This window comes from Pseudomonas sp. TE24901 (assembly GCF_054058375.1).
This window is the reverse complement of record NZ_JBSSAF010000020.1, coordinates 64,366-83,110: the sequence shown is the minus strand read 5'-3', so window position 1 is coordinate 83,110 and position 18,745 is coordinate 64,366. Positions and strand designations below refer to the sequence as shown.

Annotated in this window: 16 protein-coding genes; 14 read left to right on the top strand and 2 right to left on the bottom strand. The window is 63.9% G+C overall.

From position 1 onward, the window contains the following. Positions 1 to 55 precede the first annotated feature (55 nt). Both ACVWVP_RS28790 and ggt read left to right on the top strand, forming a co-directional pair. Positions 56 to 958 carry an NmrA family NAD(P)-binding protein gene (locus tag ACVWVP_RS28790; protein WP_259171568.1) on the top strand — a complete coding sequence of 301 codons (903 nt, stop codon included), beginning with the start codon at positions 56 to 58 and terminating at the stop codon, positions 956 to 958. A 60-nt stretch (positions 959 to 1,018) separates the two neighbouring features. After that, positions 1,019 to 2,680 (top strand): gamma-glutamyltransferase, encoded by a 1,662-nt coding sequence (ggt, locus tag ACVWVP_RS28785; RefSeq protein ID WP_457409407.1) that lies wholly within the window; start codon positions 1,019 to 1,021, stop codon positions 2,678 to 2,680. Here ggt and ACVWVP_RS28780 read toward each other — a convergent pair. Continuing rightward, positions 2,677 to 4,458 carry a helix-turn-helix domain-containing protein gene (locus ACVWVP_RS28780; RefSeq protein WP_259171570.1) on the bottom strand — a complete coding sequence of 594 codons (1,782 nt, stop codon included), beginning with the start codon at positions 4,456 to 4,458 and terminating at the stop codon, positions 2,677 to 2,679. The two genes, ggt and ACVWVP_RS28780, sit on opposite strands and share 4 nt — an antisense overlap. 167 nt (positions 4,459 to 4,625) lie before the next feature. Between ACVWVP_RS28780 and ACVWVP_RS28775 the strand changes: the two genes are divergently transcribed. From ACVWVP_RS28775 to ACVWVP_RS28720, 12 genes are all read left to right on the top strand, one after another. Then, positions 4,626 to 5,225 (top strand): amino acid synthesis family protein, encoded by a 600-nt coding sequence (locus ACVWVP_RS28775; protein WP_457409405.1) that lies wholly within the window; start codon positions 4,626 to 4,628, stop codon positions 5,223 to 5,225. A 113-nt stretch (positions 5,226 to 5,338) separates the two neighbouring features. Continuing rightward, positions 5,339 to 6,277 carry a flavin reductase family protein gene (locus ACVWVP_RS28770; protein ID WP_259171572.1) on the top strand — a complete coding sequence of 313 codons (939 nt, stop codon included), beginning with the start codon at positions 5,339 to 5,341 and terminating at the stop codon, positions 6,275 to 6,277. Between the two features lie 22 nt (positions 6,278 to 6,299). Further along, positions 6,300 to 7,811, top strand: coding sequence for an aldehyde dehydrogenase (locus tag ACVWVP_RS28765; RefSeq protein WP_457409402.1), 1,512 nt, complete (start codon positions 6,300 to 6,302; stop codon positions 7,809 to 7,811). Positions 7,812 to 7,829: 18 nt separating this feature from the next. Continuing rightward, positions 7,830 to 8,906, top strand: a complete 1,077-nt coding sequence (locus ACVWVP_RS28760; protein ID WP_259171574.1) for an LLM class flavin-dependent oxidoreductase — start codon at positions 7,830 to 7,832, stop codon at positions 8,904 to 8,906. A gap of 3 nt (positions 8,907 to 8,909) precedes the next feature. Beyond that, the gene (locus ACVWVP_RS28755) at positions 8,910 to 9,722 is read left to right on the top strand and encodes an alpha/beta fold hydrolase (RefSeq protein WP_457409400.1); all 813 of its coding nucleotides are present in this window, start codon (positions 8,910 to 8,912) and stop codon (positions 9,720 to 9,722) included. Continuing rightward, on the top strand, positions 9,715 to 10,110 hold the full coding sequence (locus ACVWVP_RS28750) for a carboxymuconolactone decarboxylase family protein (protein ID WP_457409398.1): 396 nt from the start codon (positions 9,715 to 9,717) through the stop codon (positions 10,108 to 10,110). The genes ACVWVP_RS28755 and ACVWVP_RS28750 overlap by 8 nt, the downstream gene beginning before the upstream one ends. A gap of 175 nt (positions 10,111 to 10,285) precedes the next feature. Next, complete coding sequence (locus ACVWVP_RS28745; protein ID WP_457409395.1) at positions 10,286 to 11,482, top strand: quaternary amine ABC transporter ATP-binding protein; 1,197 nt, start codon at positions 10,286 to 10,288, stop codon at positions 11,480 to 11,482. Beyond that, entirely contained in the window at positions 11,475 to 12,371 is an 897-nt protein-coding gene (locus ACVWVP_RS28740) for an ABC transporter permease (protein WP_176995868.1), read from the top strand. The genes ACVWVP_RS28745 and ACVWVP_RS28740 overlap by 8 nt, the downstream gene beginning before the upstream one ends. A 69-nt stretch (positions 12,372 to 12,440) precedes the next feature. Continuing rightward, entirely contained in the window at positions 12,441 to 13,466 is a 1,026-nt protein-coding gene (gene proX / locus ACVWVP_RS28735; RefSeq protein WP_176995867.1) for a glycine betaine/L-proline ABC transporter substrate-binding protein ProX, read from the top strand. 234 nt (positions 13,467 to 13,700) lie between these two features. Then, a complete protein-coding gene (locus ACVWVP_RS28730) occupies positions 13,701 to 15,188 on the top strand; it encodes an NAD-dependent succinate-semialdehyde dehydrogenase (RefSeq protein ID WP_457409392.1) in 1,488 nt (495 codons plus the stop codon). After that, on the top strand, positions 15,185 to 16,570 hold the full coding sequence (locus ACVWVP_RS28725; RefSeq protein WP_457409390.1) for an aminotransferase: 1,386 nt from the start codon (positions 15,185 to 15,187) through the stop codon (positions 16,568 to 16,570). The genes ACVWVP_RS28730 and ACVWVP_RS28725 overlap by 4 nt, the downstream gene beginning before the upstream one ends. 155 nt (positions 16,571 to 16,725) lie before the next feature. Then, complete coding sequence (locus ACVWVP_RS28720) at positions 16,726 to 17,214, top strand: Lrp/AsnC family transcriptional regulator (RefSeq protein WP_178924843.1); 489 nt, start codon at positions 16,726 to 16,728, stop codon at positions 17,212 to 17,214. On the opposite strand, the gene ACVWVP_RS28715 is transcribed toward ACVWVP_RS28720, so the two are convergent. After that, a complete protein-coding gene (locus ACVWVP_RS28715) occupies positions 17,192 to 18,697 on the bottom strand; it encodes an FAD-dependent oxidoreductase (protein ID WP_457409388.1) in 1,506 nt (501 codons plus the stop codon). The genes ACVWVP_RS28720 and ACVWVP_RS28715 overlap by 23 nt on opposite strands. Positions 18,698 to 18,745: the final 48 nt, after the last annotated feature.

The window sequence follows — 18,745 nt, the reverse complement described above, 5'->3', positions numbered from 1 at the left end:
TGCCGCTGATAGATTGGCCCGCCTCGAAGAACGCTCACGGAGCAAAGGCCAGCACATGACCCACGTATTGATACTCGGCGCCACAGGCAACCTGGGCACCGCGACGGCGCGCGCACTCACCGACCACTTCCCTGACGTGCGCTTGCGCCTGGCCAGCAGCCGCCCCGAAGGCGTGGCCAAACTGCAAGCGGCCTTCCCCGCGGCGCAGGCCGTGCAGGCCGACTGGTATGACCCGGCCAGCCTGCTCAAGGCCGTCGAAGGCACCGACAAGGTGTTTATCGTGACCCCGGATTTTGTCACCGATGAACTGCAAGTCACCCCCAACATCATCAACGCCATCAAGCGCGCGGGCGGCACGTCCCAGGTGATTCGCTTCATCGCGATTCCACCCGGGCTCACCGCGCACGACCTGGCGCCGGAGTTTCTCGCGACCCGCTGCGGCGCCAACCTGCATACCTTGGCCAAGCCACTGCTCGACGCCAGCCGCTTGCCGGTGACCTACATCAACGCGGCGTGCTGGATCATGTTCAACCTGCCGTGGTTCGTGGCCAACGACGTAAAAACCAAACGCCAGTTCATCATGCCGTCCGTGAGCGACGCGCCACGCCTGCACCTGTCGGAACTGGACATCGCCGCCGTCGCGGCGCGCATCATCGCCGACCCTGCCGCAGAGCACGTGGGCCAGGATTACCTGATCACCGGCACCGAACGCCTCGACTACCGCCAAATCAGCGCCTTGCTCAGCGAAGTGATCGGCGAACCCGTGACCTACGTCGACAGTGACAGCACCTTGCGCGAAATCCTCGGTGATTATTTCGAGCCGGTCATGACCTATTACCGTCACGAAGTCGAGGCCTACAAGGACGTACCGGTGACCGACACCGTGCAACGACTGACCGGCCGTGCCACCACGACCTTGCGTGACTACCTGCTCGCCAACAAACACCTGTTCGCTTGACCGCCCGGGCTCCCGGGTGCGGGAGCCGGCTTTTCCAACAATAAGAAAATGGACCCTGCCATGCGCCTTCTTGCCTCAACCACCTTTACCCTGGCCCTCACACTCAACCACGCCCTGGCCGCGCCACTGGAAGGCGGCGCCGTCGCGGCGCCCGACGAATATGGCGCACAGGTCGCAGCCCAGGTGCTCAAGGCCGGAGGCAATGCGGTGGACGCCGCGATTGCCACCGCCTTTACCCTGGCCGTCACCTACCCCGAGGCCGGCAACATCGGCGGGGGCGGCTTCATGACCCTCTACATGCACGGCAAGCCCTACTTCCTCGACTACCGGGAAACAGCCCCCAAAGCCGCGACCAAGACCCTGTACCTGGACGCCAATGGCGAAGTCATCGAAAACCTCAGCCTGATCGGCACCCGCGCCGCCGGCGTGCCCGGCACGGTGATGGGCTTGTGGGAAGCCCATCGACGCTTCGGCAAGCTGCCCTGGCGCGAACTCGTAGCGCCGGCTATCGGCTATGCCAGCCAGGGCTTCAAGGTGGCCGGCCAGCAGTTCCAGTATCGTCAGAACGCGATTGCCCTATTCAACGGCAAAACCAACTTTGGCGACTATTTCGGCGCGATGAAACCAGGGGCCACCTTTCGGCAGCCAGAGCTGGCCAACACCCTGCAACGCATCGCCGCCAACGGCCCAGATGAATTTTATAAAGGCCAGACCGCCAACCTGCTGGTGGCGCAGATGCAGCGTGACGGTGGCCTGATCACCCATCAAGACCTGGCGGACTACCGCGCCCTGTGGCGCGAGCCCATGGGCATCGACTGGCAAGGCAACCGCCTGTACACCGCACCTTTGCCCAGTTCCGGCGGCATCGCGCTGGCGCAGTTGCTGGGCATGAAGGAGCAGCGCAAAGCGGATTTTGCAGGCGTGCCACTCAACTCTGCGCGTTACCTGCACCTGCTGGCAGAGATCGAAAAACGCGTGTTTGCCGACCGCGCCGATTACCTCGGCGACCCGGACTTTTCCGAAGTGCCCGCGCAGCGCCTGACTGACCCTGCCTACATCGCGCAGCGCGCGGCCCAGATCAACCCGGATGCCCTCTCGCCCACCGAGCAGGTGCGCCCCGGCCTTGAGTCCCACCAGACCACGCACTTCTCGATCATCGATGCCGAGGGCAACGCCGTCAGCAACACCTACACCCTGAACTGGGACTTCGGCAGTGGCGTGGTGGTCAAGGGTGCGGGCTTCCTGCTCAACGACGAAATGGACGACTTCAGCGCCAAACCGGGCGTCGCCAATGCCTTTGGCGTGGTCGGCAACGATGCCAACGCCATCGCCCCGGGCAAGCGCATGCTCTCCTCCATGAGCCCGAGCATCGTCACCCGTGACGGCAAGGTCAGCCTGGTGCTGGGCACGCCAGGCGGTTCGCGCATCTTCACGTCGATCTTCCAGGTGCTGAACAACGTCTACGACTTCCACCTGCCGCTCGACAAAGCCGTGGCCGCGCAGCGCGTGCATCACCAGTTGCTGCCCAAGGACACGCTCTTCTATGACGCGTATGCGCCGCTGACCGGCGAGGTTGCCCAGCAACTGCAGCGCATGGGCTACGTGCTCAAGGACCAGGGCTGGTTGATGGGCGATATCCAGGCGATCCAGGTCAACGGCCGCACCGTGCAGACCGCTTCGGACCCACGGGGCCGTGGCGTGGGGTTGGTGGTACGGCCTTAACTGTCGATCACCCGCTGCAAATGGATCGCCAGCTCCGTGGCAAACCGGCGCTCCGGGGTCTCCACATCAATACCGAACAACTCCTGGATCCGCGCCAGGCGATAGCGCAGCGTGGTCACGTGCACGCCCATCGCATCGGCGCAGGCCTGGCTGCGGCAGCTTTCGCGCAGGTAGGCGGTGAGGGTTTCCAGGTAGGGCGTCTGGTGCTTGCGGTCGTGTTCCAGCATGGCGCCGACGCTCTCATTGACGAAGGTACGGATGTCTTCGCCGCCCACCGCAGCCACGAAGATCGGGATGGGCCCGAAGTCCTGGTCGGAGATCGGCCCGCTGCGGCCAAACGAGCGGGCGATGTCGATCAGGCGGCGGCAACGTTCCCAGGCGCCGGGGTAATCGGTCAGGGCGTGGCAGACGCCGCTGGCCAGCAAGAGCGGCTCGCCGCCCAGGTAGTGGGCCAGGTCTTCGGCGATCTGTCGCTTGACCTTGGCCCGGCGCTCGCGGCCCTTCTCGCCTTCGGCGGGCACCAGGCACACCAGGCCGTTATCGACACTGATGACGGTGGCCGGGATCGCTGCGCGGGCCAGGATGCGCGCGACGTTGTGGTGCAGGTTCTTGGCTTCACGGGCCTTGGCGCCGTAGTCGATGATGATCATCTGTTGCGCCTGGTTGAACTGGATGCCCAGGCGCTGGGCGCGTTGCTGGATGTCATCGGCATCGCGCCAACGGCCTTCGAGCACTTCGAACAGCAGTTCGGTCTGGGTGCGGGTCTCGAAACGGAAGCGGATAAAGCTGCGCATCATCTGCACGCTGAGGGCGAACTTGGCGCTTTCGAGCATCAGCAAATCCAGTTCATTGACCGGCGCCGCCACCGGGAACAGCACCAGCGCCCCCACCAGTTCATGGTCGACCATCAGCGGTTCGATCTGCGCCCGCAGGGTGAACTGGCGCTGGCCGTCGTCGAGAAACAGGTTGACGGTGTTCCGCAGGGCACTGCGCAGGCTGTCCTGGGCGGTTTTGGTGATCTGCACACTGAGCACGCCGGCCGCAGCCGCCTGCCAGCTGCTGTCGTCGAACAGCGCGGTGTCCGGTGAGCGCCCCGCCACCACCTGGTTGGCGGTGAAGTCCACCGCGATCACCGGGTTGGGCAACTGGTTGCCCACCATCAGCGACAGCGACCCCACCGAACCGCCACCCAGCACGTGCTCCAGCATCGAGGTGTGCACATGCAGCGCCTGCTGCATGCGTTCGGCAGCGCGGCGTTCGGCTTCCAGCTGGCGCTGGCGTTCCACGGCGATGGCGCCCAGGTGGATGATCATGCCGAGGAACACCCGGTCTTCTTCGGACACGTCCATCAAGGTGCGGGAAATCACGCTGAGCACCATGGGCCGGCCGTCGAAGTCGGTGCAATTCATCGGCATCACCATCACCGTGCGGTAGTCGCGCTCCACCGATTCGCGGCGATAGCCCGGGTACTCGCAATCACGCACATCACGGATAAACACCGGTTCGTTGCGCTGCAACGCGGTCATCACCGGGCTGGAGGACAGCTCCCAACTGTCCACCAGCGGGCGCTGCACGAGAGTGGGGTCGTGACGGGCGATCACATGGCCGAACCCCGCCTCCATGTCGATGGCCATGATCGAACTCATGGTCCAGTGGGTGTGGCGGCAGCTGGCATACACCAGTTGGTGCAGCATCGACTGCAAGTCGCCGCCGGAGTTGATCTGGCTGGCCACGTCGCGCAGCGACAGTATCTGCATTTCTCGATTCAAGGCGCTCACCTGAACGGGTGGAACATGGCAGCCAAGGTGCCTGCCCGGCCCGCCTGATACTTGCTCCACTTCGTAGCAATGTCTACTGCTTTTATGCAGCGAAACGACGGAAGACGGGTTTTGCCTTTGCCCATAGCCTTGGGTCAAACCAACAGCCACAAGGGCGACACCTCATCATGAATCTGGACAATCTGGGCGTCAGGAAATACTGCACCTTCATCGAAGAAACCTTTATCGAAGGGGGCAAGGACGCCGGCAAACCCATCACGCTGATCGTGGTGGCCGCCATCTTGAAAAACCCCTGGGCCGGCCAGGGCTTCGTCGAAAACCTGCGCCCCGAGATCCTGCGCCTGGCCCCCGGCCTGGGCCACGAAATGACCCGCCGCCTGATTGCGCTGATGCCGGGAGGCAAAGTCGAAGCCTTTGGCAAGGCCGCCGCCGTGGGCGTCAACGGTGAGATCGAGCACGCCTCGGGCCTGATCCACACCCTGCGCTTTGGCAACCTGTTCCGCGAAGCCGTGGAAGGCACCGCCTACCTGAGCTTCACCAACACCCGCAACGCCCCGGGCGCCCTGCTCGCCTTGCCGATGGTGCACAAGAGCGAAACCGGCAAGCGCTCGCACTTCCTCACCGCTAACTTCCAGGTGGCTGATGCCCCGGGGCCGGATGAGGTGCTGATCGCCATTGGTGCGTCCGACGGCTCCCGTGCTCACCCGCGGATTGCCGACCGTTATCAGGACATGGCGGAGATGGAAGCCGAGCAGCCCAGGGACTGAGCCCTGCGCTGAAACCGCGCAAAACTTTCCAGGGTTTTACCCGTGGTCGTCGCAAGCCTGGGGTAAGAACCGCCCGTAGGCTTGCTTGACACCCCAACAACAGGAGCACTCCGATGCCGAGTACCGACAACGTTGCAGCCGTCGACCCGGGCGCCTTGCGCCAGGCCTTCGGCACCTTTGTGACCGGCGTGACCGTGATCACCACCCATGACGCCGACGGTAACCCTCGGGGCATGACCGCCAACTCGTTTACCTCGGTTTCCCTCGACCCACCGCTGCTGCTGGTGTGCGTCGGGAAATCCGCCGCCAGCCACGGCGCGTTTGCGGCCAGCGAACACTTTGCCGTCAACCTGCTGCATGAAGGGCAAGTGGATGTCTCCGGCACCTTCGCCTCCAAGTCGCCGGACAAGTTCCACACCGTCAACCACGACACCGTGCACACCGGTGCGCCCATCCTCACCGACAGCCTGACCTGGTTCGACTGCAGCGTGCACCAGCGCATCGACGCCGGCGACCACCTGGTGCTGATCGGCCAGGTGCGCGCCTTCGGCACCAGCCCCAAGTTGCCCCTGTGTTTCTGCCGGGGACGCTACGCGAATATCCAGGACCCGCTGCCGGCCAGCTGGCTGGACTCGCACAAGATGATCATCGGCTACCTGATCGAAACCGACGGCGCAATTCTGTTCCGCGCCGACGGCCAGGGCGGCTGGACCCTGCCCGTGGCGGGCAAGCGCAAGGGCTTTATCGATGCCGGCAGCAGCGCTTTGCCGGTGGAACTGGAATCGACCTTCTTGTATTCGGTGTTCGACGTGGATGACACCGACCCGGGCTTCCTGATCTACCGCGCCCAGCTTGGCGCGTTGGCCGCCGAACTGCCCGACACCCTGCGCTTCTTCCCGCTGGACGACCTGCCCATCGACCTGATGCCGGTCAACGAACTGCGCTCGGTGGTGCGGCGCTACGCCCGCGAACGCGAGAACCAGCAATTCGGCATCTACACCGGCTCCGCCGCCAGCGGGCGCATCGCGATGCTCGAAAACGCCCCGCTTTGAACCGCACACACAGGACACTTGCATGAAAACCACGGTCAGCGCCCTTGAGGGCAATCGTCTCAACCTGTTTATCGACGGCCGCTTCGTCGAGCCGGCCAGCGGCACCTATGTCGACAGCTTCGACCCCACCACCGGCCAGGCCTGGTACCAGTTCGCCCAGGGCGACGCCAGCGATGTCGCTCGCGCGGTGGCATCGGCCAAGCGCGCCTTCCACGACCCGCAATGGCGCGACATCACGCCCACCGCACGGGGCAAGCTGCTCTATCGCCTGGCGCAACTGGTGGCCGAACACGCCGAGGAACTGGCCCTGCTGGAAACCCGCGACAACGGCAAGCTGCTGCGCGAGATGAGCGCGCAAATGAGCGCCCTGCCCGACGCCTACACCTACTTCGCCGGCATGGCCGACAAGCTGCAAGGCGAGGTGATCCCGGTCAACAAGCTCAATCAGCTCAACTACAGCAGCCGCGAGCCCCTGGGCGTGGTCGGCATGATCACCCCGTGGAACTCGCCGCTGATGCTGCTCACTGGCACCCTGGCGCCGTGCCTGGCGATCGGCAATACCGTAGTGATCAAGCCGTCGGAACACGCCAGCGCCTCGACCCTGGCCCTGGCCGAATTGATCATCCAGGCGGGCTTCCCGGCTGGCGTGGTCAACGTGGTCACCGGCAACGGCGCGATCACCGGCGATGCCTTGACCCGCCACCCGGACATCGCCAAGTACGTGTTTACCGGCAGCACCGACACCGGCCGCCGTATTGCTGGCAACGCGGCGAACAACCTGGTGCCGTGCCAGATGGAGTTGGGCGGCAAATCACCTCACGTGGTGTTCGCCGACGTCGACATCGAGAAAGCCGTCAACGGCGTGGTCTCGGGGATTTTCGCCGCGGCCGGGCAAAGCTGCGTGGCCGGTTCGCGTTGTTTTGTCGAGGCGTCGATCTACGACCAGTTTGTGGAAGCACTGGTGGCGCGCACGCAAAAAATCACCGTGGGCCATCCGATGGAAGCCAATACCGATATCGGCCCCTTGGCGTTGCAAGCCCAACTGCAAAAGATTGAAGGCTATATCGCCAGCGGCCTGCAGCAAGGCGCCCAGGCCGCCATCGGTGGCAAGCGCCCGAGCGCGGCACACCTGAGCGAAGGCTGGTACTTCGAACCGACGGTGATGGCCAACGCCAATAACAACATGCCCTTCATGCGCGACGAGCTGTTCGGGCCGGTGGTGGGCGTGATGCCGTTCAGTTCCGAAGAACAGATGATCAGCCTGGCCAACGACACCTCCTACGGCCTGGCCTCGGGCATCTGGACCCAGAACATCGATCGCGCCCTGCGCTTTGCCAACCGCATCGACGCCGGCACGGTGTGGATCAACACCTACCGCAGTTCGGCCTACATGTCGGCCAATGGTGGCTTCAAACAGAGCGGCTACGGGCGACGCGGCGGCTTTGATGTGATGCGCGAGTTCTCCCGCGCCAAGAACGTGATCATCGACTACTCCGGCGAGATGCAGGACCCGTTCGTGATTCGCCTGCGCTGATTATTCAAGGAGCCTCACATGAAATTTGCCGTATCCCTGAGCATGGAACGTTTCTCCCCGGACGTGCCGATGCAGACCGTCATGGCCAACCTGCTGGAGCTGGCGAAGATCGCCGACGAAGGCGGCTTCGAAACCCTGTGGACGTCCGAGCACCACACCCTGGAATGCACCATCGCGCCCAACCCGTTCCAGACCCTGACCTGGCTCGGCCAGCACACCGAGCGCATCCGCCTGGGCACCGCGACCATCGCGGCCGCCTACTGGCACCCGATCCGGCTGGCCGGTGAAGCGGCGCTGTGCGATCACTTGACCAAAGGCCGCCTGGAATTCGGTATCGCCCGGGGTTCCTACCAGTACGAATTCGACCGCATGACCCCCGGCCTGCAACAGCAGGAAGGCGTCGGCTACATGAAGGAGCTGGTGCCGGCGGTTCAGAAACTCTGGGCCGGCGACTACGCCCACGACGGCCACTACTGGAAATTCCCGTTGACCGCTGCAGTGCCCAAACCCTTGCAAAAGGACCACCCGCGTATCTGGGTGGCCGCGCGTGACCCGGGCACCTTCGACTGGGCGGTGGGCATCGGCGCGAACATTCTCTCCACCCCGCTCTCCTTGCCCGCGGCGGAAATCGCCGTACTGGGCGAGAAATTCAACAAGGCCGTGGCCGACAACCCCCACGTGCCGCGCCCGCGCTTCATGATGCAGCGGCGCACCTGCGTCTACGCCAACCCGCAAGACTGGCAAGTACCGGTGCAGCACAGCATGGACTTTGGCCGTGCGTTCGAGAACCTGATGCAGAACGTCGGCACCGTGCACAACGGTTTCCCCGAGCCGGTGCCGTTTGAGGCGGTACGCGGCAAGGAGAACTACAACCCGGACAACATCCGCCGCAACCTGATGTTCGGCACCCCGGACGAAATCATCGCCAAGCTGCTCGACTATGAAGCGGCCGGCGTCGATCAATATTGCCTGGGCCTGACCTTCAACCTGCCGTTCGAATTGCAGAAGCAGACCCTGCGCCTGTTCATCGACGAGGTGATGCCAGTGTTCGCCGAGCGCGAGCGCGTCAAACGTCGCGAAACGGTGGCGGGGTAAGCCATGGGCGACGCACAACAACTCAGCGTGGCGAATGTCACGCTCAACTACCGCCTCGATGGGCACGGGCCTCGGCCGCTGGTGTGCATCCACGGCGTGGGTTCCAGCCTGGACGCCTGGGCCGAGGTGGTGCAGGGCTTGAAGGACGACTTCACGGTGCTGACCTTCGACCTGCGCGGCCACGGGCAGTCGTCGCGCACGCCAGGGCGCTATGAGATCGACCATCTGGTCGGTGAAACCCTGGCGCTGGCCGAACACGTGGGTTTCGGGCAGTTCGACCTGGCGGGGTTTTCGCTGGGGGGCCTGATCGCCCAACGGCTCGTGCTTACCCATCCTGAGCGGGTACGTCGGCTGGTGCTGTTGTCGACCGTGGCCGGGCGTAATGCCGAAGAACGCGAGCGGGTCAAAGCACGCCTGGTCGCGCTGCAAGCCGGTGAGCCTGTGGCGCATTACGAAGCCTCGTTGGCGCGCTGGTTGACCGAGGCGTTCCAGGCACAGAACCCGGATGCCGTGCTGCGCTTACGGCAAATGAATGCCGCCAATGACCCAGGGTGTTACGCCGCAGCGTACCGGGTGCTGGCCGAATCGGATTTCGGCGCGCAACTGGGGCAGATCCACTGCCCGACACTCATTGCCACCGGCGCCGATGACCTCGGCTCCAACCCGCGCATGGCGGCGTTCATGCACGCGCAAATCCAAGGCTCGACCCTGCGGATTCTGCCGGGGCTGCGCCACTGCATCCTGATAGAGGCGCCGCAGCAAGTGGCGGCGCTGATGCGCGACTTTTTAACCGATTCGGAGACCCACCATGGATAAGTCATTGCAAGTCAGTGGCGAGCGCGTACGCCGCCACGTGCTGGGAGACGCCTACGTCGAGCAGGCCCTGGGCCGGGCCGACGATTTCTCGCGGCCGTTCCAGGACGTGTTGAATGAATATTGCTGGGGCATGGTCTGGACCGACGACGCCCTGGACCTCAAGCAACGCAGCCTGCTCAACCTGGGCATGCTCGCGGCGCTGGGGCGCATGGAGGAGTTCGGGGTGCATTTTTGCGGTGCCCTGCGCAACGGTTTGACCGATGAGGAATTGCGCGCAGCCCTGGTGCAAATCGCGGTGTATTGCGGCATTCCGGCGGGCGTCGAAGCCTTCCGCGTAGCGCGCAAGGCCCGGGAAGGCATGGCCCCGATGGAATCGCCTACCGGCTGACGCCCACCCCTTGCACCCGCCCCACGCTCATGCTGTAACTGCTTTGTCGAACAACAAGAAATTTTTGCGTTGCCCCTTGCGACTGCACCACCGACGGACCTTTGACTGCCAGTAGCCCAAAAATTTCTCTTGATGAAATTTCCGCAGATAGCAAAACAACAATTGGAGGCAATTGGTGAGCGAACGACTAAAGATCGAGAACCTGTATAAGGTGTTCTCTTCGGCGCCCGACCGAGCCATGCAGCTCTTGACCGCTGGCGCCAGTAAAGACCGGATCCTGGCGGAGACCGCCACGGTGGTCGGCCTCAACAACGTATCGCTGTCGATCCCCAGCGGCGCGATCTACATGATCATGGGCTTGTCCGGCTCGGGCAAATCCACCCTGGCGCGGTGCATCAACCGCCTCAACGAGCCGACGGCGGGCAAGATCCTGCTGGACGGCCGGGACCTGGTCACCCTCAACGAAAACGAGTTGCGCGACGTGCGCCGCACGCGGATTTCCATGGTGTTCCAGCACTTCGCGCTGCTGCCGAACAAGACCGTGATCGAAAACACCGAGTTCGGCCTCAAGCTGCGCGGCGTGCCCCTTGCCGAACGGCGCAAGCGTGCCCTGGAGGTGCTCGGGGTGGTCGGCCTGGCCAAGTGGGCCGACCACCACCCTCACGAGCTGTCGGGCGGCATGCGCCAGCGCGTGGGGCTGGCGCGGGCGCTGACCACCGACGCCGACGTGTTGATCATGGACGAGGCGTTCAGCGCCCTCGACCCGCTGATCCGCACCGAGATGCAGGACGAGTTGCTGCGCCTGCAGCGCACCTTGAAAAAAACCATCCTGTTCATCACCCACGACTTCCAGGAAGCCCTGAAGCTGGGCACGCGCATCGCGATCATGGCCGACGGCCAAGTGGTGCGCGAAGGCACGCCCCAGGAAATCGTCGCCGACCCGGGCAGCGATTATGTGGCCGGGTTTACCCGGGAAGTGGACCGCTCGCGGCTGTTCGATGCGCGCTCGATCATGCAGCCGGCCAGCACCCTGCTGGTACAGGGCGACACTCGCGTGGTCGGCAATGACAGCGCCAATGCCTTTGTACTCAACGCGGCCGGCAAGGCCGTGGGCGTTCTGGATGCCGGCGCGTTGCTGGCGGTGGGCGCAGGCGGTGATGCCTTGCAGCGCTTGTCGCCGCAGTTCGTCAGCGTGCCGGCCAGTGCCAAGCTGGTGGAAGTGGCGCGCCTGCTCAAACCGGGCCATCCGGTGGCGGTCGCCGACGCCGACGGGGTGTTTATCGGCACCTTGAACAGCGCCCATATCCTCGATTGCATCGCCAGCGTCCCGCCCCCTCGCCCTGCCGTTTCGGAGGTTGCACACCATGCTTAAGTCAGAAGACCTCGCTGTTTTTCCCGTGGACCAGTGGATCAGCGGGGGCGTTGAATGGATCGGCATCCACTTGCGCCCGATCTTCCAGGCCATCCGTTGGCCGGTGGAACACTTGCTGGGGTTCAGCGACACGCTGATCCACGCCATTCCGTTCCCGGTGATGGTGGTGCTGATGTTCCTCATCGCCTACCGCGCCGCCACCCTGGGCGTGGCCATTTTCAGTGCCGCCGCGCTGGTGGTGATTGCCGCCTTGGGCGTGTGGGACGAAGCCATGACCACGCTGTCGCTGATCACTACCGCGATTGTGATCTGCATGGTGGTGGGCATCCCGGTGGGTATCTGGTGCGCGCGCAGTGAACGGGTGTGGGCGGTGATGCGACCGATCCTCGACATCATGCAAACCACGCCGACCTTCGTGTACCTGGTGCCAGTGGTGATGCTGTTTGGCGTGGGCACCGTGTCGGGTGAAGTGGCGGTGGTGATCTCGGCATGCCCGCCGCTGATTCGCTTTACCTACCTGGGCATCCGCATGGTGGAAACCGAGCTGGTGGAAGCCGGCCTGGCGTTCGGCGCCGACCGCAAGCAGTTGCTCTGGGAAATCCAGTTGCCCCTGGCCGTGCCGACCATCCTTGGCGGCCTCAACCAGACGGTGCTCACCGCCATGGTGATGTCCGTCGTTGTCGCCATGATCGGCGCCGAAGGCCTCGGCCTGGTGGTGCTGCAAGGCCTGGGACGCATGGATGTAGGCCGCGCTGCGGTCGGCGGGATCGCCATTGTGTTGCTGGCGATGATGCTCGACCGCATCACCCAGAACCTCGCGCAGCCCACACCGGGCAAGCGCAAATCGCTGTTCAAGCGGCTGTTCACCCTGCGGGCGGTCAGCGCATAACAAGAAATCATGAACGTCGTTTTTTGACTGCCATCCCTTAACCATAACGAGAAAAACAAAGAGGAAATCATGATGCGTCCATTCAACGCCTTGCTCGGATTTGCAGCCGTGCTGTACCTGGGGAGCACTTCGGTCATGGCCGAAGACCTGCCCGGCAACGGCAAGACCATCCGTTTCGTGCAGTCGGAAAGTACCGGTGGCAACTACGTCATCACCAAGATCGCCATCGAGGCCGCCAAGCGCCTCGGCTACGGGAGCAAGCTGAGTACCGTCAACACCACGCTGTTCTTCCCGGCCGCCGCCCAGGGTGACCTGGACCTGTCGATGGACGTGACCCTGCCGCAGCTGCAACCCAGCTTCGACAAGGTCAAGGACCGCACCGAAGTAGTCGGCGGCGGCTCCATCACCGGTGCCGGCTACAACGGCTACATGATCGACAAGAAAACCGCCGACGCGTACCACATCACCAGCCTTGAGCAGTTGAAAGACCCGAAGATCGCCGCGCTGTTCGGCAAGAACGGCAAGGCCGACCTGATCAGCTGCGACCCGGGTTGGGGCTGTGGCGATGTGGTGGATTACCAGCTCGACAAGTTCGGCCTCAAGGCCACTGTGAACCCGGTGCGTGGCAAGTATGAAGCGCTGATGTTCGAAAACGTTGCGCGCCTCAAGCGCGGCGAGCCGGTGTTTTTCTATGCCTGGGCGCCGTCGTGGATGACCAACACCATGGTCCCCGGCAAGGACGTGGTGTGGTTGCCGACGCCGTTTGATGCCTTGCCGGGCAACGTGCCGAGCACCACCAGCGCCCTCACCCCAGGCGTGGAAGGGTGTGCAGGCGGCGCCGACCCGTGCCGCATGGCGATGGCCGCGTGGAACTGGTACGCGATTGGCAACAAGCAGTTCATCGCAGCCAACCCGGCGGTGAAGGCGCTGGTGGAACAGATGACATTCCCGCAGTCGACCTGGAGCTACTGGGAAAAAACCATCAGCCAGGACGGCTCCAGCGAACGCAACATTCGCAAGCTGGCCGATGATTGGATGAGTGAAAACAAAGCCACCTTCGACGGCTGGGTCGCCACCGCCAAAGCCGCCAAATAACCCGGCATGTAACCCGTTCTCCTGTGGGAGCCGGGCTTGCCCGCGATGGCATCACCTCGGTATAGCAGTTGCACCGAGGCGCCTGCATCGCGGGCAAGCCCGGCTCCCACAGAAATCACCGGAAATGGCCCCTGCAATCAGAAAAAACCCACTGCCCCACCCCCGCCAAACCCGCCTTTTCTTGCGCTGCCCTGCCCTAGCATGACTGCACTCAGACGATTGGGAGCCACCACCATGACTTACAAACACCCACTGCTGTTCAAGGCGCTGTGCTATGTCGACGGCCATTGGGTCCACAGTGACAGCGCCAGCACCCTCGCCGTGCACAACCCGGCGACCCAGGACGTGATCGGCCATGTGCCGATGCTTGAACAAGCGCAGATAACTGCCGCCGTGGATGCCGCGCATCGCGCCTTCCCGGCTTGGCGCGAACAGAGCCTTGACGCCCGCGCAACCGTCCTCAAGCGTTGGGCCAGTCTGATCCTGGAACATCAGGAAGACCTGGCGCGCATCCTGAGCCTGGAACAAGGCAAATCCCTGGCCGAGTCCCGGGGCGAAATCGCCTATGCCGCCAGTTTCATTCCCTGGTTTGCCGACGAAGCCCGGCGGCTGTACGGGCAGAACATCCCCAGCCATATTCCCGGTGCGCACCTGGGCACGCTCAAGGAGCCGGTGGGCGTTTGCGCGCTGCTGACGCCGTGGAACTTCCCTTCGGCAATGATCACGCGCAAAGCCGCTGCCGCCCTGGCGGCCGGTTGCACGGTAGTGGTCAAGCCGGCCCATGAAACGCCCTACTCGGCCTTTGCCCTGGCGCAACTCGCCGAGGAAGCCGGCTTTCCGGCCGGGGTGTTCAACGTGGTGCTGGGCGAGCCGCAGATGGCCATGCAAACCCTGGTGCAAGACAGCCGCGTGCGTTCGGTGAGCTTCACCGGCTCGACCCGCGTGGGCAAGCTGGTGCTGCAAGCGGCCGCCCAGGACGTGAAGAAGGTCGCCCTGGAACTGGGCGGCAATGCGCCGTTCATTGTGTGTGCCGACGCTGACCTGGGCCTGGCGGTGAAGGTCGCGGTGGAGGCCAAATTCCAGACCTCCGGCCAGGACTGCTGCGCCGCCAACCGCATCCTCGTCGACCGCGCGATCTACCCCGCCTTCCTCAAGCGCTTTGCCGCCGCCGTGCGCGAACTGCGCGTGGGCCCTGCGCTGATAGGCGGCGAAGAACACGCCGTGGACGTTGGCCCGTTGATGCATCAGGCCGCGTTCGATGTGACCGCCGCGCGGGTGGAGGACGCCTTGCAGCTGGGCGCGCAACGCCTGGTGGGCGGTGAAGCCCATGCGCTGGGCGGCTTGTTCTACCAGCCCACGGTGTTGGCGGATGTCACGCCCGAGATGCGCATCTACCGCGAAGAAAACTTTGCGCCGATTGCCGGGGTAATGCCCTTCGACAGCCTGGAGCAGGCGATTGCCCTGGCCAACGACACCGAGTACGGCCTGGCCGCCTACATTTGTTCCAACCGCCTGGACCTGATCTACCCACTGATCCGTCGCCTCGACCACGCCATGGTCGCGGTCAACGGTGTGAAGTTCACTGGCCACCCGATTCCGTTCGGCGGCATGAAAGCCTCGGGCCTGGGCCGCGAAGGCGGCACCGAGGGCTTCGAGGCCTTTGTCGAAACCAAATACTTTTGCCTGCACCACCAAGGACAATTCAAAGGAGACTCGCTATGAACCACGAACTCGACCACCTGTTCGCACAGGACCGCGCACACTTCATGCACCCGTCCACCCACGCCCACGACCATGCCAGCGGCGCGCTCAAGGGCCGTATCATCCAGAGCGCGTCGGGCATCCGCATCCGTGACCATGAAGGGCGTGACTTCATCGACGCGTTTGCCGGGCTGTATTGCGTGAACATCGGCTACGGCCGTACCGAAGTGGCGGACGCGATCTACAAGCAGGCCAAGGAGCTGGCCTACTACCACACCTACGTTGGCCATTCGACGGAGGCGATTATCGAGCTGTCGAGTCGCATCATGGACTGGGCGCCGGAAGGCATGAAGAAGGTCTACTACGGCCTGTCGGGCTCCGACGCCAACGAGACCCAGATCAAGCTGGTGCGCTACTACAACAACGTGCTGGGCCGTCCGCAGAAGAAGAAAATCATCTCCCGCGACCGTGGCTACCACGGCTCGGGCATCATGACCGGCAGCCTCACGGGTCTTGCTGCCTTCCATCAGCACTTTGACCTGCCGGAGCAAGGCATCCAGCACACCGTGTGCCCGCACTGGTACCGCAAGGCCCCGGCGGGCATGGATGAAGCCGCGTTCGTGCGGTACTGCGCCGATGAGCTGGAAAAGATGATCCTTGCCGAAGGCCCGGATACCGTGGCCGCCTTCATCGGTGAACCGGTGATGGGCACCGGCGGCATCGTGGTGCCACCGGCCGGTTACTGGGCGGCGATCCAGGCGGTGCTGCACAAATACGATGTGCTGTTGATTGCCGATGAAGTGGTCTGCGCATTTGGCCGCCTGGGGTCGAAGATGGGCAGCCAGCGTTACGGCATGCGCCCGGACCTGATCACCACGGCCAAGGGCCTGACCAGTGCCTATGCACCGTTGTCGGCGGTGATCATTGGCGAGAAAGTGTGGGACGTGATCGAAAAAGCCTCCACCACCGACGGCGCCATGGGACACGGCTGGACGTATTCGGGGCACCCGATCTGCGCGGCGGCGGCGCTGGCCAACCTCGACATTCTGGAGCGCGAAAACCTCACCGAAAATGCCGAGCAGGTGGGCGCGTACCTCAACCGCCGCCTGCGCGAAACCCTCGAAGGCCACCCGCTGGTGGGCGAAGTGCGTGGCGACGGCATGCTCGCCGCCGTGGAGTTCATGGCCGATCGCGAGCAACGCACGCCGTTCGATGCCGGGTTGAAAGTCGGCCCGAAAGTCTCGGCGGCCTGCCTGGAGCGCGGCATGATCGCCCGGGCCATGCCCCATGGCGACATCCTTGGCTTTGCTCCGCCGTTGATCCTCACGCGGGAAGACGCGGACCTGATCGTCGACATCACCCAGGGTGCGATTGACCAGGTGGCGGGGGAAATCCTCGGCTGACGCACATCCCTGTGGGAGCTGGCTTGCCTGCGAAAGCGGCGGCACTGCCAATAAAGGTTTCGCCCATGCCGCCGCCTTCGCAGCCTCGCCGGGGCTCGACAGCTTCCGCAGTTGGTGGCCTGATACTGACTTGCCCGTTCCAGAGTTTGCCTGCAATGCACAAGCTTGACCGTTACGACCTGAACATCCTGCGCATCCTTTCCGAGGATGGGCGCATCACCAAGTCCAGCCTGGCCGAGGCGATCAACCTGTCGGTCACCCCGGCCTGGGAGCGGGTGCGCAAGCTGGAGAACGCGGGCCTGGTCAAAGGCTACCGCGCGGTGATCGATTGGAACCAGGTGTTCAAGAGCCAGCAGTTGCTGGTGGAAATCACCCTGGCCCGCCACACCGCCCAGGACATGCGCCGCTTCGAACACCGCATGGGCGACGCACCGGAGGTGGAGTTCTGCTACGCCACCGGCGGCGGCGTGGACTACATCGCGATGATTCGCGCCGCCGACATCGACGCGTACCAGCGTTTCATCGACCAATTGCTGCTGGAAGACCTGGCCATCGAGCGCTATTTCACCTACATCGTGACCAAGACCATCAAGACGCCAGGGGCGCTACCCGCTCAAGCCGTCAACGCGACGACTCAGGACTGATCACACTCGGCAGGCCGACTTGCAACAAGTAGCCTTCCAACCGCGCCCCCTCATCGGACGAAAAGATCGCGCCGATATAGCCATCCGGGCGCACCAGCACCCGATCCCCTGCGGCCAGCCCGTAAGCGTGTTGCATCTGCCCTTGGTCATCAATCACTTCCCCTTGCAGGCCAACGTGGTGGATTCGCAACCCTGGCCTTGGTGCCACGTCGGCCGACGTGCCGGCCACACACAGCAGCGTCCAATGCGGGCCAGCGTAGAGGTCAAACAGGCGTAGCGATTGGCCTGCCGCGCCGCGCAGCCGTGCATCCGGCGCACGCGCACCGGCGCGGTCCGCCCGACCCGCCGCCAGCGAGGAATGGGGGTAACCAATGTCCAGTTGATGCACTTCCCGACCCCGGCGCACGTCGCCACGTTGCAGGTTATCGAGCAGTTGGGTGGATAAGCCCAGTACCGAGGCCGCTACTGGCCGGCGTTCTTCTTCGTAGCTGTCGAGCAACGCTTCAGGTGCGCCGTTGGCCACCGCCGCCAGTTTCCAGCCGAGGTTGTAGGCATCCTGCACACTGGTGTTGAGCCCCTGGCCACCGGTCGGCGGATGGATGTGCGCGGCGTCCCCGACCAGAAACACCTGGCCGACACGGTACTGATCGGCCAGCCGCGCATTCATGCTGTAGGCCGACGCCCAGGACACCGCGTGCACCTGAATGTCATCGCGCCCGGTGCGCTGGGCCACCATCGCGGTCAAGCCTTCAGCACTGAGGTCCACCTCGGCGTCCAGGGCAATCGGACCTTGAATCTGGAACAGTTGCGTGCCGGCCAGCGGGCAAATGGCAATCTGACGTTGTGGGTCGCCCTCGCCAAAACGATGCCAATACGTCGACGACAGGCCTGACAGCTGCACGTCCGCCACCAGCGCACGCATACCGAGGGTCTTGCCCGGGAAGCCGATATTCAACGCCTGGCGCACGAAGCTGCGCCCCCCGTCGGCCCCCACCAGCCAGCGCGTACGCAGTGTTTGCGGGCCTGCGCGGCCATTGAGCTGCAGGGTCACGCCGTCCGCGTCTTGCTCAAACCCTGTCAATTCACAGCCAAACACTGGCCGGTGGCCCAGTTCGAGCAACCGCTCGCGCAGCACCTGTTCGGTCAGGAATTGCGGCACCATCAGCGGTTGCTGATAAGGCTCAGCCGAAGTCGCGGCCCTGTGTTCGATGGGATCGGCGTCGAGGGTGCTGCCGTCGTCGCGGTAGCGCCGCTCAGTCGGATAGACTCCACCCATGGCGAACAGGCGGTCGAGTACGCCGAGGTCTTCGAAGATTTCCTGCGACCTGGGCTGGATGCCTTTGCCACGGGAACCGTGGAAAGGCTGGTGGTTTTTCTCGATCAGACGAAAGCGGATACCGCGCCTGGCCAGGTCTATCGCCAAGGTCAAGCCGGCCGCACCGGCACCACAAATCAGAACATCGACCGCGCATTGCTCGTTCATAATGACCACCTATATGTGCAATATGCACATATTAAGACGGAGAAACAC